We start from the raw sequence: 24618 nt of genomic DNA on the forward strand, positions 1-24618 counted from the left end.
GCCGGGTGTCGGCCTCCGCCGCCGGCCGGGCTCAGCTCTCGGCGGGGAGCAGCAGCGCGACCAGCTCCACGTGCTGGGTCATCGGGAAGAGGTCGTAGCCGCGCAGCGCGGCGAGCCGCCAGCCCGCCTCCCGGAACGTCCGGGCGTCCCGGGCGAAGGCGGCCGGGTCGCAGGCCACGTAGGCCACCGCCCGGGTGGTGGCCGCGGCGACCGCCCGGACGACTTCGGCACCGGCACCGGCGCGCGGCGGGTCCAGCACCACCAGGTCGACCGGCCCGACGATCCGGCGCCGCCGCAGCGCCGGTCCGACCGACGCCCGGACCACCTCGATCTGCGGGAGGTCGGCGAGGTTGTCCCGGGCGGCCCCGACCGCCGGCTCGGCCGACTCGACCAGGGTGATCCGGCCGGTCGGACCGACCCGGTCGGCCAGCGCCGCCGCGAAGAGCCCGGCGCCGCCGTAGAGGTCCCAGGCGGACTCGCCGGCCCGGGGCGCCAGCAGGTCGAGTACGGCCGCCGCCAGGGTTTCCGCCGCCGCCGGATGTACCTGCCAGAACGCCTCCGGCGGCAGCCGCCACGTCCGGCCGACCGCCACCTCCCGGACCCGCTCCCCCGCCCCGTCCGGCGCGGCCGCGTCGGTCGGGCCGCCGTCGGCATCCGTCGGGCCGCCGTCGGCATCCGTCGGGCCGCCGGCACCGTGCGTCGGGTCGACGGCGCCATTCGTCCGGCCGGCGCCGCCATCGGTCGGTCCGCCGAGGGGCGGGACGGCGGCCTCGCCGAGGTCGCCGCCGCCGAGCACCCCGGTGGTGCGCCGCCCGTGCACGGTCACGTCGCCGCCCGAGGAGGCGACCACCTCCACCAGGTCGGCGTCGGGCCAGAGTCGACCGCTGGGGGTCAGCACCGGCAGCTCCTGGATCGCCGGGCGGGCGATCCGGCACCAGTCGATCGGGACGACCTCGTGCGACCGGTGCTTGAGCAGTCCGGCCCGACCGGCGGCGTCGACGGCGTACCGGACCCGGGAGCGCCAGCCGAGCGGGCCGCCGGGCAGCTCCTCGACCCGGACGTCCAGCTCGGCGACCTGCTCCGGGGTCAGGCCGGCCAGCCGACGCAGCTGCTCGCGTACCACCTCGGTCTTCCAGCGTCGCTGCGCCGCCGGTGCGACGTGCTGGAGGTCGCAGCCGCCGCACCGGTCCGGCCCCGCCCACGGGCACGGCGGGACGACCCGGTCCGGCGAGGCGTCGAGTACGGTCACCGCGTCCGCCCGGAGGAAGTCCCGGCGTACCTCGGTGATCTGGGCGATCACCCGCTCCCCCGGTAGCGCGTGCCGGACGAAGACCACCTGCCCGTCCAGTCGGGCCACGCAGTGCCCGCCGTGCGCCACCGGCCCGACGGTCAGCTCGACCCGCTCGGCCTCGCCCGGGCCCGTCGAGGCGACCCGGGACCGCTCACCGGCGCTCATCGGGGACCCGCGCTGTCCCGCCCGGGGGCGGGCGGTGGCTCGTCGAGGTCGGTACCCGCCAGCGGGGGCGGCGGTGGTGCCGTGGCGGCGGTGTTCGACGGCGGGGGCGGCCCGAGCAGGCCGCCGACCGGGGCGCCGCCGCGCGGTCCGCGGGCCGGTCCACGGCTGAGGGTGGCGTCGAACCGGTCCAGGTTCTTCCGGGCGGTGGAGGCGAGCTGCCAGGGCACGCTGGTCACCATCACCCCGGGCTCGAAGAGCAGCCGGCCCTTGATCCGCAGCGCGCTCTGGTTGTGCAGCAGGTTCTCCCACCAGTGCCCGACGACGTACTCGGGGATGAAGACCGTGACCACGTCGCGGGGTGACTCCCGGCGGGCCGACGCGACGAAGTCGAGGATCGGCCGGGTGATCTCCCGGTACGGCGAGTCGATCACGGTCAGCGGCACCGTCACCCCGTGCCGTTCCCACTCCGCCTGCACCGCCCGGGTGTCCGCCTCGTCGACGTTGACGGTCAGCGCGGTCAGGGTGTCCGGCCGGGTCGCCTGGGCATAGGCGATCGCCCGCAGGGTCGGCTGGTGGACCTTGCTGACCAGCACGATCGCGTGGTTGCGGGCCGGCAGCACCGGGCGTCCCTCGGGTGGGGTCAGCTCGGTGGCGATCCGGTCGTAGTGCCGGCGGATGCCGAGCATCATGGCGTAGATCACCGCCATCGCGGCGATGGCGATCCAGGCGCCGAGCAGGAACTTGGTGAGCAGCACGACCACGAGTACCGCCCCGGTCAGCCCCATCCCGAAGGCGTTGATGGCCCGGGACCGGACCATCCTGCGCCGCACCACCGGATCCCGCTCGGTACGCAGCATCCGGTTCCAGTGCCGGATCATGCCCGCCTGGGAGAGCGTGAACGAGACGAAGACGCCGACGATGTAGAGCTGGATCAGCCGGGTCACCTCGGCCTGGAAGGCGACGATCAGCAGGATCGCGGTCAGGGCGAGGAAGACGATGCCGTTGGAGAAGGCCAGCCGGTCGCCCCGGGTGTGCAACTGCCGGGGCAGGTAGCGGTCCTGGGCCAGGATCGAGCCGAGCACCGGGAAGCCGTTGAACGCGGTGTTGGCGGCCAGGAAGAGGATCAGCGCGGTCGCGCCGGCCACGACGAAGAGCAGCACCCCGTTGCCGAAGATCGCCTGGCCGAGCTGGACGGTCACGGTCTTCTGCACGTAGTCGAGCGGGCCGTGTTCGAGCTGCCGGGCCGGGTTCTCCATGAACTGGAGGCCGGTCAGCCGGGACAGCCAGATGATGCCCATGATCATGACGATCGCCACCGAGCCGAGCATCAGCAGCGTGGTGGCGGCGTTTTTGCTCTTCGGTGGCTTGAAGGCCGGTACGCCGTTGGAGATCGCCTCCACCCCGGTCAGCGCGGCACAGCCGGAGGAGAAGGCACGGAGCAGCAGGAAGGCCATCGCGAAGGCGGTCAGGTTGGCGTGTTCGGCACTGACCACCAGGTCGGCGCTGGGCGCCCGCAGGTCGTGGCCGAGGACGAAGATCCGAACCAGTCCGGTGAGGATCATCCCGATGATGACGATCATGAAGCCGTAGGTCGGGATCGCGAACGCGGTGCCGGACTCACGCAGCCCGCGCAGGTTGATCGCGCTCAGTACGACCACCGCGGTCACCGCCACCCCGACCCGGTGCTCGGAGACGAACGGCAGCACCGAGCCGAGGTTGGCCACCCCGGAGGAGACCGACACGGCGACGGTCAGCACGTAGTCGACCAGCAGCGCGCTGGCCACCCCGACGCCGAACTTCGGTCCGAGGTTGACGGTGGCCACCTCGTAGTCGCCACCGCCGGAGGGGTACGCGTGCACGTTCTGCCGGTAGCTCGCCACCACGGTGAGCATCACCACCACGACGGCCAGGGCGACCCACGGCGAGAAGAGGTACGCCGAGGTGCCGGCGATCGAGAGCGTCAGCAGGATCTCGTCCGGTGCGTACGCCACGCTGGAGAGCGCGTCGGAGGCGAAGACCGGCAGCGCGATGCGCTTCGGCAGCAAGGTGTGCTGCAACTTGTCGGACCGAAAGGGTCGGCCCAGCAGCAGGCGCTTGACTAGCGAGGTGGGACTGGCCACAACCGCTAAGGGTACGGCTGCCGGATTCGCCCGGTCGGCCGGTGCGGCCGATCTTCCCGGTGATCCGGCTAACCGGCGCCGGGCGGTGCGACCGACCGCACCAGCGGAGCGGAAGTCCGGGGCCGGTTCGTGGCGGACGGTGCCGCGGCCGTCACCGGCGCTGCGGCCGCCACCCGGGCCGGGACGCGGCCGGAGATCCGCGACGCGGGAGGTCGGGCGCCACGGGCCGGGAGCCGGATGGCTACGCTCATGGTGACATCACCCCACCGGACGGGTCGGTCCCGCGGTGATCCGGGAGGACTTGCCTTGCACGTCGTGATCATGGGCTGTGGCCGGGTCGGTTCGACCCTCGCGCACAACCTGGAGTCGCGCGGCCACTCGGTGGCCGTCATCGACCAGGACGCGGACGCGTTCCGCCGGCTCGGCCCGGACTTCGGCGGGATCACCGTCACCGGCGCCGGCTTCGACGCGGAGGTGCTCCGCCAGGCCGGCATCGAGCGGGCCGACGGCTTCGCCGCCGTCTCCAGCGGCGACAACTCCAACATCATCTCCGCCCGGCTGGCCCGCGAGACGTACGGCGTCTCCCGGGTCGTCGCCCGGATCTACGACTCGAAGCGGGCCCAGGTCTACGAGCGGCTCGGCATCCCGACCGTGGCCACCGTCCGGTGGACCGCCGACCGGATCGTCCGGCACCTGGTGCCGGAGGGACACGTGGAGATCTTCCGCGACCCGACCAGCACCGTCTCGATCATCGAGGTACCGGTGCACGACGACTGGATCGGCCGTCCGGTACGCGGGCTGGAGGAGGCCACCGGTGCCCGGGTCGGCTATCTGACCCGGTTCGGCATCGCCGCCCTGCCGACCGCGTCCAGCGTGCTCCAGGAGGGCGACCAGGTCTCCATGCTGGTCACCGACGACATCGCCGACCAGGTGACCACGGTGGCGGGCTCGCCGCCGGAAGGAGGGCGCTGACATGCGGATCGCCATCGCCGGCGCCGGCAACGTGGGCCGCTCGATCGCGCAGGAGCTGATCGAGAACGGGCACCAGGTGATGCTGATCGAGCGGAAGCCGAAGATGCTCCGCCCGGAGCGGGTACCGGCCGCCGAGTGGATCCTCGCCGACGCCTGCGAGCTGGCCAGCCTCGAGGAGGCCGACCTGGCCAGCTGCGACGTGGTGGTGGCGGCCACCGGCGACGACAAGGTCAACCTGGTGGTCTCGCTGCTGGCCAAGACGGAGTTCGCCGTTCCCCGGGTGGTCGCCCGGATCAACCGGGCCGAGAACGAGTGGCTCTTCACCGACCAGTGGGGGGTCGACGTGGCGGTCAGCAAGCCACGGGTGATGGCGGCCCTGGTCGAGGAGGCGGTGACCGTCGGCGACCTGGTCCGGCTGATGACGTTCCGGCAGGGCGAGGCGAACCTGGTCGAGATCACCCTGCCGCCGACCGCACCGTACGTCGGCCACCCGATCCACTCGGTGCCGCTGCCCCGGGACTCGGCGCTCACCGCCATCCTGCGCGGCAAGCGGGTGCTGGTGCCGAGCCCCGACGACCCGTTGGAGGCCGGCGACGAGCTGATCTTCGTCTGCACGGCCGAGGTCGAGGACGAGGTCCGCAAGGTGATCCTCGGTCCGGACAGCGTCGAGCGGACCCGCAGCAGCAGCTGAGCGGTCCGGGACCGGTCGGGGTGCTGCCCGGCGGCGGTCAGCCGCCGAGCGGTGCCGGTACGGCCGGCGTCCGGTTCACCCGGCGGACCGTCCAGATGGTGATCACCAGCAGCAGCGCGTACGGCGGATAGCCGAGCAGCAGCCGGGCGATGCCGAGCGCGGTGTCCATGTCGGCCAGGTAGAGCCCGGCCTGCACGCCCACCTTGGCCAGCCAGACGACGCCCCAGAGCACGGTGAGCCGGTTGAAGGTGCGGACCAGCCGCGGATCCTGCCGCCACTCCGACCGGCCACCGGCCGCGATGATGGACCAGATCCAGCCGACCAGCGGCTGGCGGATCACCGCCGAGCCGAGCAGCACCAGCCCGTAGACGATGCCGTAGAGGATGCCGGGCAGATAGAAGTCCCGCTCGTCACCGGTACGCCAGGCGATCATGGCGCCGATGCCGATCCCGACCAGGCCGTTGACGGCGTGTCGGACCGGTCGCCGCTGGAAGAGTCGGACGACCGCGATCAGCACCGCGACCGCCACCGAGGCGATCACCGCCGGACGCAGCTCGGTGATGATGTTGACCGCGACGAAGACGACCACCGGGACGCTGGACTCGACCATCCCCCGCCAGCCGCCGAGCTGCTCCGCCATCTGCTCGGTCAGGCTGGGGAGCTGTTCCTCGTCCTCGGTCCGGCTGGCCGTCGGGTCGCTGCCCGGGCTGTCGGTGCGGGGCTGTCCAGCGGTCATCTGTGTGTCTTCCGGTCGCGGCCGGGGGCGCCGGTCTCCGTGCTCACCGTGGCGACTCCAGCTCGTAGTACGGGTTGTAGATGACTTTACGGTCATCCCGTACCGCCATGCGACCGCGCGCGGTCAATTGCCGGCCCGGCTCGATCCCGGCGATGTGCCGGCGCCCCAGCCAGACCAGGGTCACGATGTCGCTGCCGTCGTAGAGGTCCGCCTCCAGGGTCGGCAGGTTCGTCCGGGGGGTGTAGACCACGGTACGGAGCCGGCCCGAGACCGACACCACCTGCCCCCGGCTGCACTGCCCGGCCGGGGTGCTGCCGCACTCGGCGCTCTCCCGGAGCAGCTCCTCCGCCTCGATCTCGGCCTCGCTCGCGGTCAGCCGTTGCAGGAAGCCCCGCCACGAGAGTCGGCCCTGGTCGGTCGCCATGACCCGGTGTCACCCTCCTCCACGCGCCGCCCCGGCGCGTGCTCGACACGGCTGGCGTGCAGCCGTCCCGCAAGCGTACGCCGATCCGGCACCCGTGCACGGGTCGCCCGCTGCCGGGTTGCCGACCCACCGCCACCGGCGCCGAACCGACCCGGCGGCGGCCCCCGACGGCGGCCCGGCCGGCGGCCCGGAGCGAGCCGGATCGGGGTAGCCCGCCCGGCCATCCCCGCTCAGTCCCCCGGCCGGACCGCCCTGGGAGGAGGCGCTCGCCGCCGTCGCGGCGGGCAGCGGTCAGGAACCGTCGCGGCGGCGGGGCCGGGGTTCGGAGCGCGGCGGGTGCTGCTGGCCCGAGACGACGCCGTTGACCGGCCCACCGGGCTGGTGGCCGTCCGGCTGCGCTTCGGCACCGGCGGCGGCCGCCTCGCGCGGCAACCGCAGCGGCAGCGGCTCGCGGACCGGCTTGGCCTCCTGACCCCGGTCGACCACCAGCCCGTTCAGGCACTCCGTGAGCGGTCCGGCGGCGGCCGGGTCGCTGGCGGCACGCCCCTGGAAGACGCCCTGGATCATCCAGCGCGGCCCGTCGACGCCGACGAAGCGCAGGTCGGCGATGCCGCCGTCCGGGGTACGGACCCGGGCCCGCAGCTCGGTGCCGTGCTCGCCCTCCACCTCCTCGGCCACCACCCCGTCGGCCGCCAGCGAGGTGCGGATCTCCTCCCGCCACTCCGGCCAGATCTCCTCGGTACGCGGTGCCGCGAAGACCCCCAGCTGGAGGGCGCTCTCCCCGTGCACCAGGACGACCTGCTGGATCACCCCGTCGGGGTTGGCCTGGACGCGTACCTCCACGTCCTGCACGGCCGGGATGCGCAGGCTGCCCAGGTCGAGCCGCTGCACGTCCGGCGGCTCGTCGCCGATGTCGTACGGTCCGTGCCCGGGCCCCTCGGGCTCGGTCGCGGCGGCGAGGTCCTGGGTGTCGGCCGACTGCCGACCGGAGCGCTCGTCGCGGGAGTGGCGCCCGCCGCGTCCTCGGGAGAAGATCATGTTGCTTACCTGCTACCTTCCGTTTCCGGCTGCCGGATGGGCGGATCTCACTCGCATTGTCGGGCACGGCGTACGGCGACGGCCGACCCGGGCACCTCTTTCCGGCCGACTCACCGGCCGCCCGCCCCCTCGACCCGCTCCTCCCGGAGATCGGCGGCGACCAGCCCGGCGTGCCCGCCGGTCGAGCCGTGCCCGCCCGCACCCCGCACGGAGTCGGGCAACTCGTCGACGGGCAGGAACTCGGCCCGCTCCACCCGCTGCACCACGAGCTGCGCGATCCGGTCGCCCCGGGAAATCTTCGCCGGGGTGACCCGGTCGTGGTTGATCAGGTTGACCAGGATCTCGCCCCGGTAACCGGCGTCGACCGTACCGGGCGCGTTGAGCACGGTCACACCGAGCCTGGCCGCCAGCCCGGACCGTGGATGGACGAGCCCGACGTACCCGACCGGCAGGGCCAGCGCGACGCCGGTGCGGACCAGCCGCCACCGGCCGGGCGGGATCTCGACCTCCTCGGCGGCGACCAGGTCGGCTCCGGCGTCGCCGGGATGGGCGTACGCCGGCAGCGGCAGGTCCGGGTCGATGCGCCGGACGGGTACGGGCAGCACGTGCGTCACGCTCTCACTCTCCTGGCAGGTTCGCGGATCCACCGGTGCTGCCCCCATCCTGCCGGGTCGACCGGCCGCATCGGGCCGTACCCTTCCAGCGTGGCCCCGACAAGTTCCGACCCCGCGGTCGTCCCGGCCCGTGCCGGGTACGCCGAGCGGCTGACCCTGCCCTGGTGGCTCTGGCTGGCCGGGATCGCCGTCGCCGGGCTGCTGGCCGCCGAGATCTGGCTCGGCTCCACCGGCATGCGCGCCTGGTTGCCCTTCGTGGTCCTGTTGCCGTTGGCCGCCGTGGGGCTCGGCTGGCTCGGCCGGATCCGGATCGCCGTACGCGACGGCGAACTCCTGGTCGACGACGCCCGGCTGCCGGTGCGGTTCGTCGCCGACGCCATCCCGCTGGACGCCGAGGGCCGGCGCGAGGTGCTCGGGGTCGGTGCCGACCCGCTGGCGTTCGTGGTGCAGCGCCCGTGGGTGTCGGGGGCGGTGCAGGTGGTCCTCGACGATCCGGCCGACCCGACGCCCTACTGGGTGGTCAGCTCCCGCCATCCGGTACGCCTGGCCGAGGCGATCCTCGCGGCCCGCGACCCGGACTGAGCACCGAACCGGCGCCGGAAACCGGCCTCCCGGGCCGCCCGAGCCGGTCGGTCAGCCGCCGAGCGCCCTCGGCCCCTGGCGGAGGTCCTCCCGGACCCGGTCGCCGAGTGCCCGGGTGGCCCGGCCGTTGAGGAAACCGGCCACCGCCGCGCCGGTCAGGAACGGCCCGAGGGTGGTCAGGTTGCGGCCGAACCGCCGCAGCAGCCGGTCCCGCAGCTCCTTGCGGGCGGCGGTACCGAGTACCGCGCCGACACCGACCCCGGGCAGCAGCGGATTCACCCCGCGCTGGGCCGCCCAGGAGCGGATCAGCGTGACCGCGCGCTGGCTGGTGCCGCCCGGCAGCCGCACCCCGTACGCCTCGTGCAGTTCGCCGATCAGCTTCAGTTCGATGGCGACCACGGCGACGGTTTCGGCGGCCAGCAGTACCGGTGCCGAGAGCAGGGTCGGGGTGGCCACCCACTCCACGGCCGCGACCCCGCCACCGGCGGCGCCCACCCCGGCGGTGGAGCGTACGGCGTTGCGGATCAGCCGATCCGCCAGCGCGTCGGAGTCGAGGCCGTCGAAGTGCCGGAGCAGGGTCTCCCGGTCGCGTACCGGGATGTGCGGCGCGATCTCGGTCACCGTGTCGGTGAGCCAGCGGACCGCCGCCTTCGGCTTGAACAGGTTGCCGGGTCGGCTGGCCCGGACCTGGCCGACCAACCGGCCGAGCAGTCGTCGCCGACGGGACCGGTTCAGTTCGTCGGCGGTGAGCGCGGCGACGGTGGAACTCAGCTCGTCGTCCCGGGACGCCGGCCCCCGCTGGCCGTCACCGGGCACGAGTTCCCCAGCCGTGGTCGCGCCGCCCGCCGGTCCCCGGTCGACGGGCGTGGTCGAGGTCGTGTCGTCGCCCGGCACGGCGACCGGCCCGACCCGGTCGGCCGACCCGGGCGAGGCGTCGGTCGTCCCCGGCGAGGACGCGTCGGTACGCCGTTCCGGCGAGGACGCGTCGGTCCGTCCCGGCGAGGACGCGTCGGATGCCCGGTCGGAGCGGCTCATCATGACCTCCAGCGCGTGTCGTCGGTTGGGCTTGCCACCACGCGCATCGAGTCAAGCAGTTACCCACCAACCCCGCATGTCGAATCACGCGCGGCGACCCCCAGCGGTGGAGGTCGCCGCTTCCCCCGTCCCGGAAGACTCACCCCGTGCCCGCCGGACGGGCTCCCCTGCCCGGGAAGACCGCTCCGGCCTCGGAAGTCAGGCGCACTCGCGGCAGATCAGATCACCGTTGCGCTCCACCGCGAGCTGGCTGCGGTGGTGCACGAGGAAGCAGCGCGCGCAGCGGAACTCGTCCGACTGCATCGGCAGCACCTTCACGGTGAGCTCCTCGTCGGCCAGGTCGGCACCGGGCAGCTCGAAGCTCTCGGCGACCTCGGCCTCGTCGACGTCCACGGCGGCCGACTGTGAGTCGACCCGCCGAGCCTTGAGCTCTTCCAGGCTGTCCTCGCCGAGGTCGACCTCGTCGCGACGCGGGGCGTCGTAGTCGGTGGCCATCGGTCTCACTCTCCCATATCGATATAGTCGCTTCCGGTTGTAACGCCGGAGGACGCTGTTTCGGTTCCCGCTGGCCGGCCTTACTTCCGGTCGCCCGACCCGGCGCACGTTCCGGGTCGCGGCCGCCGGGCGGAACTCCCCCGGCGAGCGGGGTACCTTACCCCCCTTCGGGCGAGGCATGTATACCGTCCCTGCGGCATGCATGTACGTCCGAGCGCGCGGAGTTGTTCCCAATGTGACTCAGGCGACACGAAGATAGGGGTAGTGGTCGGCCAATCGTCGTCGCCGCGCCGACAAATCTGGCGGATTCAGCACCCGGTCGGACAACGGCTGGCCTCACCGGCATACTCGATAGCCACGGCGGCCCGTGCGGTCGGCTGTTCCACACACCACCTTCGCAGGAGCCAAGCAGATGAGTTTCGCGCGCGTCCGAGCCCTCCTCGTCGTCGGCGTGCTCGCGGTGACCGCCATAGTGTTCGTCGTCGTCACCCTCGTCCGCGACACCCAGGCCGGCCGAGAGGTCGCCAGTGACTGCCAGGAAGGTGACAAGCTCGCCGACACCCGGTTGCGGCTGCCGAAGGACATCAAGATCAACGTCTACAACGCGACCGACACCATCGGCCTGGCCAACACGGTGAAGACCGACTTCCAGAACCGGCAGTTCCAGGTCCTCAAGGCCGGCGACGAGCCGAACAGGAAGGGCATCGACGACGAGGTCGCGGTGCTGCGGTACGGACCGAAGGGCGTCGGCTCCTACCACGTGCTCAAGGCGTACTTCCTCAACGAGGCGGAGCCGGAGTTCCAGCTCGACCGCGACAACGACGTGGTCGACGTGGTGATCGGCGGCGAGTTCAAGCAGCTGGCGACCATCACCGAGGTCAACCAGGCGCTGACCCAGCGGGACAGCGAGAGCACCCAGCTGCCGCCGCGCACCTGCGCCGACCCCAACCTGAGCTGACCGGCAGGCTCTCCGGCCGCCGACCCTCAGGGGCCGCCGGCCGCGTCGAGCCGGGCCAGGTGGTCGTGCAGCGGGCCGAAGAGCGCGGGCGGGGCGGCGATCAGCAGGTCCGGCCCCGGGTCGGCACCGGCCAGCCCGTCGACCCGGAGCCCGGCCTCGGTGGCGACCAGCCCGCCGGCCGCGTGGTCCCAGAGGTTCAGCCCCTTCTCGTAGTAGCCGTCGACCAGGCCCTCGGCGGCCAGGCACAGGTCGATCGAGGCGACCCCGAACCGGCGGATGTCCCGGACGTATGGGATGAGCCGGTGCAGCACCCCGGCCTGGTGCGCCCGGCGCGCCGGGTCGTAGCCGAACCCGGTGGCCACCAGCGCCTGTCCGAGATCGGTCTCCACCGAGCCGCTCAGCCGCCGGCCGGCCCGGTAGGCGCCCCGACCCCGGATCGCCGTCCACTCGTCCCCGGTGGCCGCGTTCCGGACCACTCCGGCGACCACCTCGCCGTCGACCTCGACGGCGAGCGAGACGGCGTAGTGCGGCAGCCCGTAGAGGTAGTTCACGGTGCCGTCGATCGGGTCGAGGATCCACCGTACGCCGCTGCCGGCGGCCGGGCCGGCACCCTCGGCGTCGCCGTACTCCTCGCCCAGTACGGCGTCGCCGGGCCGGGCCGCCCGCAGGGTCGCCACCGCCTGCCGCTCCACCGCCCGGTCCGCGGCGGTGACCACGTCGGTCACCGTGCTCTTGGTGGCAACCGCGGCGACTCCCTCGGCGCGCATCCGGTACGCGGTCTCCGCCGCCTCCCGGGCCACCTCGACCGCGATATCGAGCAGCTCCTCCGGAGCCGGTGTCGTACCGTCCATGGCGTCCCCTTCCCGCACGCCTGTGACGTCCTGCCTCCGGCGCGAGTATCATCCTTACAAAGTCAACACGCGTATCGAGTCGGTGGCCCCGGACCACGTCTCCGGCGTGCGGCGCGGGATGATCGCCGCAGACGGCGCTACAATTCACGCCTGCCCACGCGCCACGGACCGCCGAGCCCGGCCGGCCCGGGACACGGGGGTCCCTCAACCACATCGGCCCGACACAACGCATAGCGCTGCGCCGGCCGATCCCGGCCGTGCTCGCTCATCGCCTCCGGAAGGTCATTCGTGACAGAACCCCGCCACATCGGCGCCGACGTACGCTCGCTCACCGACACGCTGATCGCCCACGCGCAGAACGCCGGCGGCCAGCTCACGTCGGCGGAGTTGGCGCGTACGGTCGAGTCTGCTGAGGTGACTCCGGCCCAGGCCAAGAAGATCCTGCGTGCGCTCTCGGACGCGGGTGTCACCGTCGTGGTCGACGGCTCGGCGAGTACCCGTCGCCGGGTCGCCGCCGCCCGGTCCGCCACCCCCGCGTCGCGGGCGACCACCGCCAAGGCGACCAAGAAGTCGGCGCCGCCGGCCCCGAAGCAGGCGCCCGCCGCCGACGAGGCGGGCGCGGCCCGCAAGCCGGCGGCCCGCAAGCCGACGCTCGCGGCCGACGGCGCGTCGCCGGCCGGTGCCGCCAAGCCGGCCGCCAAGCCCGCTGAGACGGCCGCCAAGGCTCCGGCGAAGGCCGGCCGTACGGCGGCGAAGGCCGCCGGCACCGGTCCGGCCAAGGCCGCCAAGGGCGCCGCCCCGGCCAAGGGCGGCGAGCCGGACGGTCCCGCCGACGACATCGATCCGGAGGTGCTCGCCGCCGAGATCGAGGACGTGGTGGTCGAGGAGCCGGCCGAGCTGGCCAAGGCCGCCGAGGCGGACGCCGCCGACGCCGCGACCGACAACGACTTCGAGTGGGACGACGAGGAGTCCGAGGCGCTGAAGCAGGCGCGCCGGGACGCCGAGCTGACCGCCTCGGCGGACTCGGTCCGGGCCTACCTCAAGCAGATCGGCAAGGTCCCGCTGCTCAACGCGGAGCAGGAGGTCGAGCTCGCCAAGCGGATCGAGGCCGGGCTCTACGCCGCCGAGCGGCTGCGCGCCGCCGAGGAGGGCGAGGAGAAGCTCGTCCGGGAGATGCAGCGCGACCTGATGTGGATCTCCCGGGACGGGGAGCGGGCCAAGAACCACCTGCTGGAGGCGAACCTGCGGCTGGTGGTCTCGCTGGCCAAGCGCTACACGGGGCGGGGCATGGCGTTCCTGGACCTGATCCAGGAGGGCAACCTCGGACTGATCCGCGCCGTCGAGAAGTTCGACTACACCAAGGGCTACAAGTTCTCCACCTACGCCACCTGGTGGATCCGGCAGGCCATCACCCGGGCCATGGCCGACCAGGCCCGCACCATCCGCATCCCGGTGCACATGGTCGAAGTGATCAACAAGCTGGGCCGGATCCAGCGCGAGCTGCTCCAGGACCTGGGCCGCGAGCCCACCCCGGAGGAACTGGCGAAGGAGATGGACATCACACCGGAGAAGGTGCTGGAGATCCAGCAGTACGCCCGGGAGCCGATCTCGCTCGACCAGACCATCGGCGACGAGGGGGACAGCCAGCTCGGTGACTTCATCGAGGACTCCGAGGCGGTGGTCGCGGTCGACGCGGTCTCCTTCTCGCTGTTGCAGGACCAGCTCCAGCAGGTGCTCCAGACGCTCTCCGAGCGGGAGGCCGGCGTGGTGCGGCTGCGTTTCGGGCTGACCGACGGACAGCCGCGTACCCTGGACGAGATCGGTCAGGTGTACGGCGTGACCCGCGAGCGGATCAGGCAGATCGAGTCCAAGACGATGTCGAAGCTGCGGCACCCGTCCCGTTCGCAGGTACTGCGCGATTATCTTGACTGACCCCAAAAGTCAACCAGTCGTGTCCATCTGATCACCACGCGTACATCGGGCGCGCGGTGATCGGATGGTTCCCCACTTGTGATCGTTGACGTGGCACCCTGGTGGCACGGCACACTGTCTCTACCACGTGTGACATCGGTCCCCCGGGGGCACACTGGGAAGGCCACACCCCACAAGGGTGTTGCACGATAGGTGAGCAATGAACGACGAGAGTGTTCATCGGTGACGACCGCAGGAGGAAGGCGATGACCCCGACCCTCACGCCGCCGCCCGAGACGGTGGCTCCCCCAGCCGCCGATGAACGGTGCGACCGCTGTAACGCCGCCGGCAAGCTTCGGATCACCCTCGCGGGTGGGAGCGAGCTGGTGTTCTGTGGGCATCACGCGAACAAGTACGCCGAGGATCTCGTGAAGATCACGGTCCGGTACGCGGTTGACCCGGAGTTCAGCTGGCGTGGCGCCGATTTGATGGCGAACTAACCTAACCAGGACATAGCTGACCGGAGGTGCCCCGAGCGGGCGCCTCCGGTCGTCTATTCCCCGACAGTGCCGATTGCCGACACTCTCGGCGATCGGCCACGATGACGCCCGGAGCGGCCGTCCCGTGTCGTCACCGGCCGCACCGCAACGTGCGGTGCGGTCACAGCGTCTGGACGGTGGCGATCCGCTCCTCGAGCTGCTCGATGGTGGCCTGCGCGCTGGGCGGACCGCCGCAGCGGCGACGCAGCTCGGCATGGATCTTGCCGTGTGGCAGCCCGGTCCGATGGTGGTGCGCCGCGACCAGCGCGTTGAGCTGACGGCGCAGGTTGACCCGCCGTTCCGCCGCGCTGAGCGGCCGGCTCTCCGGCCGGGGCGCCGGCACCGGCTCGGCGGTCTTGCGGCGGCGCTGCGCGGCCAACTGCTCGGCCTGGCGCTTGCTCAGCAGCACCGCCACCTGGTCGGCGGTGAGCAGGCCGGGCAGGCCGAGATATTCCTCCTCCTCCGGCGTACCCGCCTGGGCGCCGGTGCCGAAGGAGGCCCCGTCGAAGATGACCTGGTCGAGTTCGGCGGTGGCGGAGAGCGCCTCGAACCGCTTCTCCAGTTCCCCGCTGGCCTGCTCGTTGCGCTGGGCCCGCTCCAGCAGGTCGTCGTCGAGCCCGTCACCGCGCTTCGGCCCGCCCAGCACGTGGTCCCGCTCGACCTCCATCTCGCTGGCCAGCCCGAGCAGGTGCGGCACGCTGGGCAGGAAGACCGACGCGGTCTCGCCGGGCCGGCGGGCCCGGACGAACCGGCCGATCGCCTGGGCGAAGAAGAGCGGCGTGGAGGCGCTGGTGGCGTAGACGCCGACGGCCAGCCGGGGAATGTCGACCCCCTCGGAGACCATCCGCACCGCGACCATCCAGCGCTGCTCCGAGGCGGCGAAGGCGGCGATCCGGGCCGAGGCGCCCTGGTCGTCGGAGAGCACCACCACCGCCCGCTCCCCGGTGATCCGTTCGATCAGCCGGGCGTACGACCGGGCGGAGTTCTGGTCGGTGGCGATCACCAGGCCGGCGGCGTCGGAGACCCCGCCCGCCCGGAGCACCTGTAGCCGGGCGTCGGCGGCCCGGAGCACCTGCGGCATCCAGTCCCCGGCCGGGTCCAGCGCCGTACGCCACGCCTGGGCGATCAGGTCCTGGGTCATCGGCTCACCCAGCCGGGCGGCCAGCTCGTCACCGGCACTGGTCCGCCACCGGGTCTCCCCGGAGTACGCCAGGAAGATCACCGGGCGGACCACGCCGTCGGCGAGCGCGTCGGAGTAGCCGTACACGGAGTCGGCCCGGGAGCGTTGCAGGCCGTCGGCGCCCCGCTCGTAGCTGACGAAGGGGATCGGGTTCTCGTCCGACCGGAACGGCGTACCGGTCAGCATCAGCCGGCGTACGGCGGGCTCGAAGGCCGCCTTGACCCCGTCGCCCCAGGACCGGGAGTCGCCGGCGTGGTGGATCTCGTCGAGGATCACCAGCGTCCGGCGGGTCATCGTGCGGCGGCGGTGCACCTGCGGGGCGATGCCGACCTGGGCGTAGGTGACCACCGCACCGTGGAAGTCCGCCGAGGAGTGCAGGTCGGCGTTGCGGAACGCGGCGTCGAGCTGGATGCCGACCCGGGCCGCCGCGACCGCCCACTGGGTCTTCAGGTGCTCGGTCGGCGCGACCACGGTGACCGCCTCGACGGTGCCGTCGGCGAGCAGCTCGGCGGCGATCCGCAGCGCGAAGGTGGTCTTGCCGGCACCGGGCGTGGCGACGGCCAGGAAGTCCTCCGAGCGGCGCCGCAGGTATTCGACCAGCGCCTTACGCTGCCATGCCCGCAGCGCCGGGAACGACTCGAGAACCGGCAGTGGGGCTCCCACCCAGAACACTCCCCTCCGACGGCCAGGTATCCGACCACACGAAAACGCCCCCGCGACCGGATCGAGCGCGAAGGCCGTACCAGCATAACCAGCCGGACCCATCCGACCCAGGCGACACCGACGCCACAGGGGCCACACCCGGGCACCGCCGGGTCAGGGCCTTCGACGTGCCGGGCCGCCCGGGCCCGCCGGGTCAGCGGCCCCGGTCGGCGGGGCGTCCGCCGTCGGCCGGCCGGTCCGCCGGGCCGTCGTCGACCGCCCGGTACGCGGGGCTGGAGCCGTCGTCGGGTCGCCTGGCGGCCGGCACCGGAGCCGACCAGCGTCGGCGCAGGGCCACCAGCCGGAGGGCGAAGACGAAGAGGGCTGCCGCCATCAACGGCCCGGGGCCGGCCAGGCCGGCCCGGTCCAGGGCGACCACCGCGACCGCGCCGGCCAGCGCCGCCACCGCGTAGATCTCCCGGCGCAGCACCACCGGGATCTCCCCGGTGAGCAGGTCCCGACCGAGGCCGCCGCCGATCCCGGCCATCATGCCGATCATGCCGGCGCCGAGTGGCGGCACGCCGGCGTCGAGCGCGATGAGGGTACCGGTGACGGTGAAGAGGCCGAGCCCGGCCGCGTCGAGGACCAGGACGGTGGTACGCAGCCGCGCCAACTGTGGGTGCAGCCAGAAGACCGCCGCGGCGGTGACCATCGCGGTGACCGCGTACCGCCAGTCGGCGAAGGCCAGCGGTGGCCCGTCGCCGATCACGACGTCCCGGAAGAGGCCGCCGCCGAGCGCGGCGACGAAGCCGACGAAGACGACCCCGAAGAGGTCGAGGCGCTTCACGACCGCGGCTGACGCACCGGAGGCGGCGAAGATCGCCACCCCGGTGAGGTCGGCGAGGAGGAGGGCGGTTGCGGCGGTCACCGCAGGATGTTACGCGCCGGACGGCCGCCTCGGCCCGGCTCAGTCCCGCATGGAGTCGTAGATCTCCTTGCACTTCGGGCAGACCGGCGAGCCGGGCTTGGCGGCCTTGGTGACCGGGAACGTCTCACCGCAGAGCGCGATCACGAAGGTCCCCATGACCGCACTCTCGGCGATCTTTTCTTTCCGGACGTAGTGGAACATCTCCGGCCCGGTGTCCGCGTCCTTCAGCTCCGGACGCTCGAGAACCTCTGTGCTCACGGCAGTGATTCCTCCCTAAGTGACCCCGCCAACGCTCAAGTTTGGCAGGTCACTGCCGAGCGGTCCACCGGAACACCCGCCGGCCCCGGCCCGTACGGTGGTCAGCCGTGAACGATTTCCAGATCCGGTACGGCGCCGAGGTGGCCGAGGCACTGCACGCCGGGCGGCCCGTCGTCGCCCTTGAGAGCACCATCGTCTCGCACGGCCTGCCCCGGCCGGACAACCTGCGGGTGGCCCGCGAGATCGAGGCGACGGTACGCGCCGAGGGCGCCGTACCGGCCACCATCGGGATGGTCGAGGGCGAACTCGTGGTGGGCCTCGACGACGCCCGGTTGACCCGGCTCGCCTCCTCGGACGGGGTGGCCAAGCTCTCCGTACGCGACCTGGCGGTGGCCGCGGCGACCGGGGCGGACGGTGCCACCACGGTGGCCGCCACCAGCGCCGTCGCGGCGGCGGCCGGGATCCGGGTCTTCGCCACCGGCGGGCTCGGCGGGGTGCACCGGGAGGCGGCGCAGACCTTCGACGAGTCGGCCGACCTGACCACGCTCTCCCGGACCCCGATCGCGGTGGTCTGCGCCGGGGTGAAGTCGATCCTCGACGTCGGCGCGACGCTGGAGCGGCTGGAGACGCTCGGCGTGGCGGTGGCCGGTTACCGCAGCCGCCGGTTCCCCGGCTTCTTCGTCACCGACGGCGGCTTCGACCTGGACTGGTCGGTCGACTCACCGGAGCAGGTCGCCGCGGTGCTGGCGGCCCGGGCCGCCCACGGGGTGCAGCCGGGTGCGCTGATCGTGGCCAACCCGCTCCCCACCGACGAGCAGCTCGATCCGGCCCTGCACGACCGGACCCTGGCCGACGGGTTGGCCCGGCTCGCCGCCGGCGGGGTGACCGGCAAGGCGGTGACCCCGTTCCTGCTGGCCCACTTCCACTCCGCCACCGAGGGCGCGAGCCTGGCGGTGAACGTCCGGATCATCCTGCGCAACGCGGCCCTCGCGGCCCGGATCGCCGTGGCCGCCGCCGACCGGTGATGGCCAGCACGGGACCCGGGACGGGACGCAGGATCCTCGTCGTCGGCGACATCGTCACCGACGTGCTGGCGGTGCTGGCCGGGCCGGTGGCGCCCGGCTCGGACACCTCGGCCGAGATCCGGGTCACCGGGGGCGGCCAGGCCGCCAACACCGCCGCCTGGCTGGCCTGGCGGGGCTGCCCGGTCACCCTGGTCGGCGAGGTCGGCGCCGACGAGGCCGGCGCCGCGCGGCTCGCCGAGCTGACCGCACTGGGCGTGCGGTGCGTGGTGCGGCGGCATCCGGACGTGCCGACCGGCACCGTCATCGTGCTGGCCGGGAACGGGGAGCGGACCATGGTGACCCAGCGCGGCGCGAACCTCCGGCTGAGCCCGGGGCACGTGGACGCCGCGCTGGGCGCGAGCGTGGACGCCGGGCATCTGCACCTGTCGGCGTACACCCTGTTGGACGCCGGGTCGCGGGAGGCCGGGCGGCGCGCGCTGGCCGCCGCGCGCGGGCGCGGCCTCACCACCAGCGTCGACGCGGCCTCCGCCGAACCGCTGCGCCGGGTCGGTGCGGCGGCGTTCCTGTCCTGGGTACGCGACGCGGACCTGCTGCTGGCCAACGCGGACGAGGCGGCGGTACTCGCCGGCCCGGGCTCACCGGCCGATCGGGCACGTGCCCTGACCGAGGTGGCCCGGCACGTGGTGCTGAAGGATGGCGCCGCCGGTGCGGTCTGGGCCGAACGCGGCGGTGCGGTGGTCTCCGCGCCGGCCCGCCGGGTTCCGGTGCGGGACGTGACCGGGGCCGGGGACGCCTTCGCGGCCGGCCTGCTGGCGGCCTGGGTCGGCGGGGCGGGCGCGGCCGAGGCGCTGGACCGCGCGGCCGAACTCGGCGCGGCGGCGGTCGGCATCCTCGGCGCCCGGCCGGGGCCCCGGCCGACGACCGACGGCTCCGCCGAGGTCACCGGCTGACCACCGCCCTCCTGACCGCTCGCGTGCCGGGCGGGGGCGGCCGGTACGGATCAGGGCTCGGCGTCGATCACCCGGTGCGGCCGCTCCTCGGCGGGCAGCGCCCGGGGCGGGGTCTCGTCGAGGTGGCTTCGACGCAGCTTGGCGCCGAGCCGGTGCTGCTCCTTCGGCGGGCGGTCGTTGGCGAGGAGCACCGCCAGCCACGGGATCAGCACCATGCCGACGGCGCAGAGCGGCAGCCAGAGCCAGAGCAGCGGGGCCTTGGCGCCGACCAGGATCGCGCCGACGACGACGCAGATCGCCCGGATGGACATCATCACGATGTACCGGCGCTGGCGGGTACGGAGCTGGTCGTCCTGACTGCGCGAGGCGTCGGTGATCAGGATCGGCTGGTACGCCTGACGCTTCACCACGGCCTCCGGAAGGGATGCGGTCGGTCCACCCCGGAACTCTCCCGTCCCGGGATGCCACCCCCATCCTCGCACCTTCTCCTGGGAAGCGGCGCCGGGCCGAGCCTCTGCCGACACCTCCTCGGCGTGTTACGCACGTGGTACGCTCCCTCGGGTGGGCAGCCGGTTCAGCTTCAGCGACGAGGCACTGGGCAACCTGCGGGTCCACGACGTCACCCCCGGCGAGGTGTGGGAGGCGCTGCACAGCGCCCGACGAGTGATCCGCCACCTCGGCGACGACGTGATGGTCGTCTACGCCGTCGCACGGCGCGGGCGTCGACTGGCCATCCTGCTGGCCGAGGCCGACCGGAACGACAACGACTGGGACATCCTCTCCGCGCGCGACCTGACCGACATCGAGTCCAAGCGCTACGAGGAGGCGATCCAGGGGCGCCGAGGGTGAGTTCCGCCGGCCTCACTCGGGCGGGCCGGAGATGGCCCACCGGGAGGCCGGACCGCCCACCGGGAGACCAGGATCGAGCAGAAAATCGAGCACGGAGACGAGGAGGAGGCGGTGACGATGCACCGAGACGATGCCATCAAGCGGTTCGACGCCGGAGACGACCAGATCGCGGACCTGATCAACGAGGCGCAGCCGGTCGAGCTGCCCACCCCGGACACCGACGTGCCGATGGTCAGCCGCTCCGTACGCCTGCCGCTGGACACCTACGAACGGGTCCGCTCGGCCGCCGAGGCGCGGGGCATCGGGGTGACCACCCTGATGCGGCAGTGGATCGAGGCCGGGCTGGCGGACCTGGACGACTCGGCGACGGTGTCGCTGGCCGACGTACGCCGGGCCCTGGCCGCGCTCGCTCACCCGACCGCGGCCTGAGCCCGACCGCCGGCGGTCGTCGCCGCCCTGGGGACGACCGCCCGGTCAGATCGGCGGGGCCGGCTGCTCGGGCGCCTGGCCCCGCGAGCGGCGCAGGTCGGAGAGGGCCACCCCGAGCAGCACCCCGGCGGCGGTACCGGCGACCGCCAGCAGCGGCAACCGGACCATCGCCGGTACCACCGCTCCGAGCAGGACCAGGCCGGCCACCCGGGGCCGGGAGACCCGCCCGAACACCTGGAACTCGAAGCCGGCCCGTCCGGCCAGGAACAGGGCGGGACCGCCGAGGATGGTGATCAGCCAGCTGGGTACGACGTGCCCGAACGGGTGCGTGATGGTCAGCTCGTAGCCGACCCCGGTGAGCACGATCCCGGCAATCATGATCAGGTGCGTGTACGCGATCGAGAGGCCGAGCCGGGTCGGATTCCGGGCCCGGATGATCGCGATCGGGAGCACGTGCCCGGCCCGATAGAAGTAGATCCGCCAGAGCAGCACGGTGGTCAGCAGCGCCAGCCCCAGCGCGCTGGTCCGGTCGGGCGTGAAGGCACCACCACCGCCGCTGAAGGTGACCCCGGTGACGAGGATCAACTCGCCGAGCGCGATCAACAGGAACTGCTGGTAGCGCTCGGCCAGGTGCTCCCCGGCGAACGGCTGCTCGCCGTACTGCGAGCGGCCGAGCCGGGGAGTCGGCCAGCCCAGCGCGAACCCGAGATAGTCCACGGTGATCGCGACGGTCCAGAGCACCCCCCGGAGGACACTCTCGTCGACGATTCCCCCGACCAGCCACGGCACGGCGGTCAACGCGGACCAGAAGAGCACCCGTCGGGGCGCCGCCGGATCGGCGGTGGCGGTGCGGCCACGCGTGGCGAACAGGAAGAACCCGATCCGGCCGAACTGGACCGCGAGATAGGCGACGGCGAAGACGAGAGCCCGCTCGCCGAATCCCCTCGGCAACGCGACCGCGACCACCATGCTGCAGACCACCGTGATCACCACGACGCCCTGCACGGGGAACGCCTCGGGCTCCAGGGCGCTGGTGACCCAGGCCGTCGACGCCCAGATCAGCCAGAGCGCCAGAAAGAGCACCAGGGTCTGGCCGGCCTCGGAGAGCAGGATGCGCTGATCCGTGGTGAAGTCCTCGACCAGTCGCTGGGAGACCCGGGTGAGCGCGAAGACGAAGACCAGATCCAGGAACAGTTCCAGGAACGTGGCCCGCTGCGAACTGGACTCGGCGCGCAGCAGCGGGTCCGCTGGTGTGTCAGCCATCCGGCATCAGCCGGGTGGGTCGGGTCGGCGGCCCGAGGCGTACCCGGGTCCGAGCCGTCGCAACCACCACCTCGCCCCCCGAGCGTCGACGATCTCAACACTCAACGAGCCAGCATGGCGCGGGGGCGCTGCGGCCGTCCGAATCGGCCCGCCGGTCGCCGAACCGGCCCCGTCACCCCCGGCTCCGGCCACCGTCCGTATCCGCCTGGCGGCCGGCGGTCCCCGGTACGTTAGCCCGCCTGGCGGCCGGTGGTCCGTGGCCGGGGCGGGTGCCGGGTCAGTCTGCCGCCGCGGCCCTGGCGGCGGCCTTCATCTGCTGCTTGTGCTGGCGTACCTTGGCCAGCGACGTCTCGTCCACCACGTCGGCGACCGAGTAGTAGGCACCGTCGACGCCGTAGTCGCCGGCCGCCTCGCGCCAGCCGGGCGGCTGCACACCGAAGCGCTTGCCGAGCAGAGCCAGGAAGATCTGCCCCTTCTGCCTGCCGAACCCGGGCAGCCCGGTGATCCGCTTCAGCAGCTCGCGGCCGTCCTCGGCCTCCGACCAGAGCCGGCTCGGGTCGCCGTCGTACCGCTCGACGAGGGTCCGGCACACCTCCTGCACCCGGCCCGCCATCGCCTTGGGAAACCGGTGCAGGGCGGGGCGCTCGGCGAAGATCGCGGTCAGCGCGTCCGGGTCGAAGTTGGCCAGCTCGGCCGCGTCCGGCGGGTGGCCGAGCCGCCTGACCAACTCGTACGGGCCGGCGAAGGCCTTCTCCATGCTGACCTGCTGGTCCAGCACCATGCCGATCAGCAGGGCGAGCGGGTCACGCCGGAGCAGTTCGTTGGCTTCGGCGTCGATGGGCAGCGAGAGCGTCATGCGGCTATCTTGCCTGCTCACCTCGGCACCGGGGGAACGCCCCGGCCGGGTCCGGCCCGCAGACAGGTGCCGCCGCCCTGGGCGGCCCGGACATCCGCACGGCGCTGGGTCGTTCCGCCGGAATCGACGGTAATCTAACCAGACGGGCCGATCGGTCTCGGAGACTCTCCTGCACCTGCCGGATCGGCCCGTCGATCCGGATCTTCCCGAGTGCCTCGGAGGGGTCTCATGGCGCTGATCCTGGTGACGACGTTGGCTGCGCTCGCCGCCGTACTGGCGGTCGGGGTGTTGGTCCTGCTCGGCAGAGGAGGCGACGGAGCGCCGCTGCTCCGCTGGTCAGGGCTGCTGATCACCGCACTGGTGGCGGTCGTCCTCGCCCCGTTCACCGTCGAGGACTCCGGCGCGGCGGCGATCGTCCTGCTCGGCGTACCGGTGCTCGCGGCCGCCCTTCCCGCACTGGCCCAGCGGTTCGTTCCGCGCGGCGCCGGGTACCTCGATCTCCTCGCGGCGGTCGTGATCGGCGGCTGGGGACTGCTGCTGGCCCTCGGCGGCCTCGGTGTCGCGTTCCTCCCCTCGGCGCTGCTGTTCCTGGCCGGCGCGGCCCGGAGCCTGGCCCTCGACCACCGCTCGCCTCCGGGTCCCGCGCCGAGCCGCTGAGCACCCAGTGCCGAGCTGCGCCGCCCCGGGCCGGACGCGACGCCTCGGTCACCACCTCTGCACGGCGGGCATCCGACCTCAGCCGGGTACCTTGTCCAGGAAGCCGTAGACCGCCCGGATCCGCCCCTGGCCGGTCACTCCGGCGACGTCGAAGCCGACCGCGACCGGTTCACCGCCGGACGCCGGTACGAGTTGCCAGCCGAACCGGACGATGTCGTGATGCCCGTCCACGACCCCGGTCTGCTCGAAGCGCAGCCCGGGAAACATCTCCCGGGCGGCACCGATCACCGCACCGATCCCGTCGTGTCCGCCGACGTCGGCGAGCGGGTCGGTGTAGGTGGCGTCCTCGGCGAAGAGGTCGGCGATGCCGGCCGAGCGGGTGGCGGGATCCGGCTCGTTCCACAGGTCGAGGTACCGGCCGACGAGTCCCTTGAAGTCGGTCACGCTGGAGTCCTTCCGAACGACGGTGCGGGTGGGGCCGGCGGCAGGAAGTTGATCAGTGCCGCCGGCGCCACCAAACCTGCCACCGGGCCCGGATGCTGTCGATTACCTCGGAGGTCAGGTGACGTGCCGCACCACGCTCGGCAACTGGGGAGCAGCCGGCGTCAGCAGTACCGGTAGACGTGGGTGGCCCAGTTCCGGTACGGCGCGACGTCGCCGAGGGCCCGCGCGGCGGCGCCGACCGAGAAGAGGCGACTGCCGCTGTAGAGGAACGCCACCGAGCCACTGGTCAGGTTGTAGTGCGCGGACTCGACGCGGTACTGCCAGCCCCAGGTGGCCAGGTCCTGCCGACCGCAGTCGGACAACCGGCCCCGGGGGTAGCCGTAGCTGGTGCGGTCGTAGAAGCAGAACCAGCCCTGCGGGCAGTCGGCGACCGCGGCCCGGGTGTGTCCGGGGCGGGTCAGGGTGACGACGAACCGTCCCCCGTCGTAACTGATTTCGTTGTCGTTGAGGACCACCCCACCGGGATGCGTGGCGAGATAATCCGAGATCACTTTCGGGACATCGTCCGGCCGGGGCACGGAACTGGCAGCCGGCGTCGCGGGAAATGCGACGACGGCAACACCGACGAGGCTGAGCAGGATGGCGGAGCAGCGTCTGACAACTGGCGTCATGGATGACCTCACGGGGGTGAATGCGCATGACAGGAGCAACGCCG

The 24618-nt window shown here is 72.9% G+C and carries 28 protein-coding genes; 11 read left to right on the forward strand and 17 right to left on the reverse strand.

Features of this window, described 5'->3' with window-relative positions; genetic code table 11:
* Positions 1-31: 31 nt before the first annotated feature.
* Complete coding sequence (locus C6361_RS38185) at positions 32-1456, reverse strand: class I SAM-dependent RNA methyltransferase (RefSeq protein WP_234359510.1); 1425 nt, start codon at positions 1454-1456, stop codon at positions 32-34.
* Positions 1453-3576 (reverse strand): APC family permease, encoded by a 2124-nt coding sequence (locus C6361_RS15160; protein WP_107258645.1) that lies wholly within the window; start codon positions 3574-3576, stop codon positions 1453-1455. Before C6361_RS15160 ends, C6361_RS38185 begins: the two co-directional genes overlap by 4 nt.
* Before the next feature lie 306 nt (positions 3577-3882).
* Between C6361_RS15160 and C6361_RS15165 the strand changes: the two genes are divergently transcribed.
* Together C6361_RS15165 and C6361_RS15170 are read left to right on the forward strand one after the other, a co-directional pair.
* Positions 3883-4548, forward strand: coding sequence for a TrkA family potassium uptake protein (locus tag C6361_RS15165; RefSeq protein ID WP_107258644.1), 666 nt, complete (start codon positions 3883-3885; stop codon positions 4546-4548).
* 1 nt (position 4549) lies between these two features.
* Positions 4550-5239, forward strand: coding sequence for a TrkA family potassium uptake protein (locus C6361_RS15170; protein WP_107258643.1), 690 nt, complete (start codon positions 4550-4552; stop codon positions 5237-5239).
* A 37-nt stretch (positions 5240-5276) separates the two neighbouring features.
* On the opposite strand, the gene C6361_RS15175 is transcribed toward C6361_RS15170, so the two are convergent.
* The 4 genes from C6361_RS15175 to dut all read right to left on the reverse strand — a co-directional run bounded on the left by C6361_RS15175 (position 5277) and on the right by dut (position 8099).
* Positions 5277-5975, reverse strand: a complete 699-nt coding sequence (locus C6361_RS15175) for a DUF3159 domain-containing protein (RefSeq protein WP_107268127.1) — start codon at positions 5973-5975, stop codon at positions 5277-5279.
* 43 nt (positions 5976-6018) lie between these two features.
* A complete protein-coding gene (locus C6361_RS15180) occupies positions 6019-6399 on the reverse strand; it encodes an OB-fold nucleic acid binding domain-containing protein (protein WP_107268128.1) in 381 nt (126 codons plus the stop codon).
* 291 nt (positions 6400-6690) lie between these two features.
* Entirely contained in the window at positions 6691-7437 is a 747-nt protein-coding gene (locus tag C6361_RS15185; RefSeq protein WP_107268129.1) for a DUF3710 domain-containing protein, read from the reverse strand.
* A 110-nt stretch (positions 7438-7547) separates the two neighbouring features.
* On the reverse strand, positions 7548-8099 hold the full coding sequence (gene dut / locus C6361_RS15190) for a dUTP diphosphatase (RefSeq protein ID WP_107268130.1): 552 nt from the start codon (positions 8097-8099) through the stop codon (positions 7548-7550).
* 42 nt (positions 8100-8141) lie between these two features.
* Between dut and C6361_RS15195 the strand changes: the two genes are divergently transcribed.
* Positions 8142-8633: a DUF3093 domain-containing protein gene (locus tag C6361_RS15195; RefSeq protein ID WP_107258638.1), complete on the forward strand. Its 492-nt coding sequence runs from the start codon at positions 8142-8144 to the stop codon at positions 8631-8633.
* A gap of 51 nt (positions 8634-8684) precedes the next feature.
* Here C6361_RS15195 and C6361_RS15200 read toward each other — a convergent pair whose 3' ends face one another.
* Both C6361_RS15200 and C6361_RS15205 read right to left on the reverse strand, forming a co-directional pair.
* Positions 8685-9449 carry a hypothetical protein gene (locus C6361_RS15200; protein ID WP_107270971.1) on the reverse strand — a complete coding sequence of 255 codons (765 nt, stop codon included), beginning with the start codon at positions 9447-9449 and terminating at the stop codon, positions 8685-8687.
* 417 nt (positions 9450-9866) lie between these two features.
* On the reverse strand, positions 9867-10163 hold the full coding sequence (locus C6361_RS15205) for a DUF4193 domain-containing protein (RefSeq protein ID WP_101370510.1): 297 nt from the start codon (positions 10161-10163) through the stop codon (positions 9867-9869).
* A 412-nt stretch (positions 10164-10575) separates the two neighbouring features.
* Between C6361_RS15205 and C6361_RS15210 the strand changes: the two genes are divergently transcribed.
* Positions 10576-11121: a LytR C-terminal domain-containing protein gene (locus C6361_RS15210; RefSeq protein ID WP_107258637.1), complete on the forward strand. Its 546-nt coding sequence runs from the start codon at positions 10576-10578 to the stop codon at positions 11119-11121.
* A 26-nt stretch (positions 11122-11147) separates the two neighbouring features.
* Here C6361_RS15210 and C6361_RS15215 read toward each other — a convergent pair whose 3' ends face one another.
* Entirely contained in the window at positions 11148-11972 is an 825-nt protein-coding gene (locus C6361_RS15215) for an inositol monophosphatase family protein (protein ID WP_107258636.1), read from the reverse strand.
* A 288-nt stretch (positions 11973-12260) separates the two neighbouring features.
* Here C6361_RS15215 and C6361_RS15220 point away from each other — a divergent pair, with 288 nt between their 5' ends.
* Together C6361_RS15220 and C6361_RS15225 are read left to right on the forward strand one after the other, a co-directional pair.
* Entirely contained in the window at positions 12261-13904 is a 1644-nt protein-coding gene (locus tag C6361_RS15220) for an RNA polymerase sigma factor (RefSeq protein WP_107268131.1), read from the forward strand.
* Positions 13905-14149: 245 nt separating this feature from the next.
* Positions 14150-14383, forward strand: a complete 234-nt coding sequence (locus C6361_RS15225) for a hypothetical protein (protein WP_101371992.1) — start codon at positions 14150-14152, stop codon at positions 14381-14383.
* Positions 14384-14543: 160 nt separating this feature from the next.
* Here the strand turns inward: C6361_RS15225 and C6361_RS15230 are convergent, their stop codons facing one another.
* The 3 genes from C6361_RS15230 to C6361_RS15240 form a co-directional block, all read right to left on the reverse strand.
* Positions 14544-16265 (reverse strand): DEAD/DEAH box helicase, encoded by a 1722-nt coding sequence (locus C6361_RS15230; protein WP_234359511.1) that lies wholly within the window; start codon positions 16263-16265, stop codon positions 14544-14546.
* Between the two features lie 193 nt (positions 16266-16458).
* Positions 16459-17172: a trimeric intracellular cation channel family protein gene (locus C6361_RS15235; protein WP_107268133.1), complete on the reverse strand. Its 714-nt coding sequence runs from the start codon at positions 17170-17172 to the stop codon at positions 16459-16461.
* A gap of 39 nt (positions 17173-17211) precedes the next feature.
* Positions 17212-17430, reverse strand: coding sequence for a DUF3039 domain-containing protein (locus tag C6361_RS15240; RefSeq protein WP_101370506.1), 219 nt, complete (start codon positions 17428-17430; stop codon positions 17212-17214).
* A gap of 107 nt (positions 17431-17537) precedes the next feature.
* Here C6361_RS15240 and C6361_RS15245 point away from each other — a divergent pair, with 107 nt between their 5' ends.
* Both C6361_RS15245 and C6361_RS15250 read left to right on the forward strand, forming a co-directional pair.
* The gene (locus C6361_RS15245; protein WP_107258632.1) at positions 17538-18455 is read left to right on the forward strand and encodes a pseudouridine-5'-phosphate glycosidase; all 918 of its coding nucleotides are present in this window, start codon (positions 17538-17540) and stop codon (positions 18453-18455) included.
* Positions 18455-19405 carry a carbohydrate kinase family protein gene (locus C6361_RS15250; protein ID WP_107268134.1) on the forward strand — a complete coding sequence of 317 codons (951 nt, stop codon included), beginning with the start codon at positions 18455-18457 and terminating at the stop codon, positions 19403-19405. Before C6361_RS15245 ends, C6361_RS15250 begins: the two co-directional genes overlap by 1 nt.
* Before the next feature lie 50 nt (positions 19406-19455).
* Here the strand turns inward: C6361_RS15250 and C6361_RS15255 are convergent, their stop codons facing one another.
* Positions 19456-19812: a DUF3099 domain-containing protein gene (locus tag C6361_RS15255; RefSeq protein ID WP_107263960.1), complete on the reverse strand. Its 357-nt coding sequence runs from the start codon at positions 19810-19812 to the stop codon at positions 19456-19458.
* 154 nt (positions 19813-19966) lie between these two features.
* Here C6361_RS15255 and C6361_RS15260 point away from each other — a divergent pair, with 154 nt between their 5' ends.
* Positions 19967-20254, forward strand: a complete 288-nt coding sequence (locus C6361_RS15260; protein WP_107268135.1) for a hypothetical protein — start codon at positions 19967-19969, stop codon at positions 20252-20254.
* A 117-nt stretch (positions 20255-20371) separates the two neighbouring features.
* The gene (locus tag C6361_RS15265; RefSeq protein WP_107263959.1) at positions 20372-20683 is read left to right on the forward strand and encodes a hypothetical protein; all 312 of its coding nucleotides are present in this window, start codon (positions 20372-20374) and stop codon (positions 20681-20683) included.
* Between the two features lie 45 nt (positions 20684-20728).
* Here C6361_RS15265 and C6361_RS15270 read toward each other — a convergent pair whose 3' ends face one another.
* Positions 20729-21946 carry a low temperature requirement protein A gene (locus tag C6361_RS15270; RefSeq protein WP_107268136.1) on the reverse strand — a complete coding sequence of 406 codons (1218 nt, stop codon included), beginning with the start codon at positions 21944-21946 and terminating at the stop codon, positions 20729-20731.
* Between the two features lie 277 nt (positions 21947-22223).
* A complete protein-coding gene (locus C6361_RS15275; RefSeq protein WP_107268137.1) occupies positions 22224-22802 on the reverse strand; it encodes an HhH-GPD-type base excision DNA repair protein in 579 nt (192 codons plus the stop codon).
* A gap of 228 nt (positions 22803-23030) precedes the next feature.
* Between C6361_RS15275 and C6361_RS15280 the strand changes: the two genes are divergently transcribed.
* Complete coding sequence (locus tag C6361_RS15280) at positions 23031-23459, forward strand: hypothetical protein (RefSeq protein WP_107268138.1); 429 nt, start codon at positions 23031-23033, stop codon at positions 23457-23459.
* A 78-nt stretch (positions 23460-23537) separates the two neighbouring features.
* Here C6361_RS15280 and C6361_RS15285 read toward each other — a convergent pair whose 3' ends face one another.
* Positions 23538-23903: a nuclear transport factor 2 family protein gene (locus C6361_RS15285; RefSeq protein WP_107268139.1), complete on the reverse strand. Its 366-nt coding sequence runs from the start codon at positions 23901-23903 to the stop codon at positions 23538-23540.
* 161 nt (positions 23904-24064) lie between these two features.
* Positions 24065-24454: a peptidase inhibitor family I36 protein gene (locus C6361_RS15290; RefSeq protein ID WP_159079334.1), complete on the reverse strand. Its 390-nt coding sequence runs from the start codon at positions 24452-24454 to the stop codon at positions 24065-24067.
* Positions 24455-24618 lie beyond the last annotated feature (164 nt).

It is taken from the genome of Plantactinospora sp. BC1 (assembly GCF_003030345.1).
Lineage (GTDB): Bacteria > Actinomycetota > Actinomycetes > Mycobacteriales > Micromonosporaceae > Plantactinospora.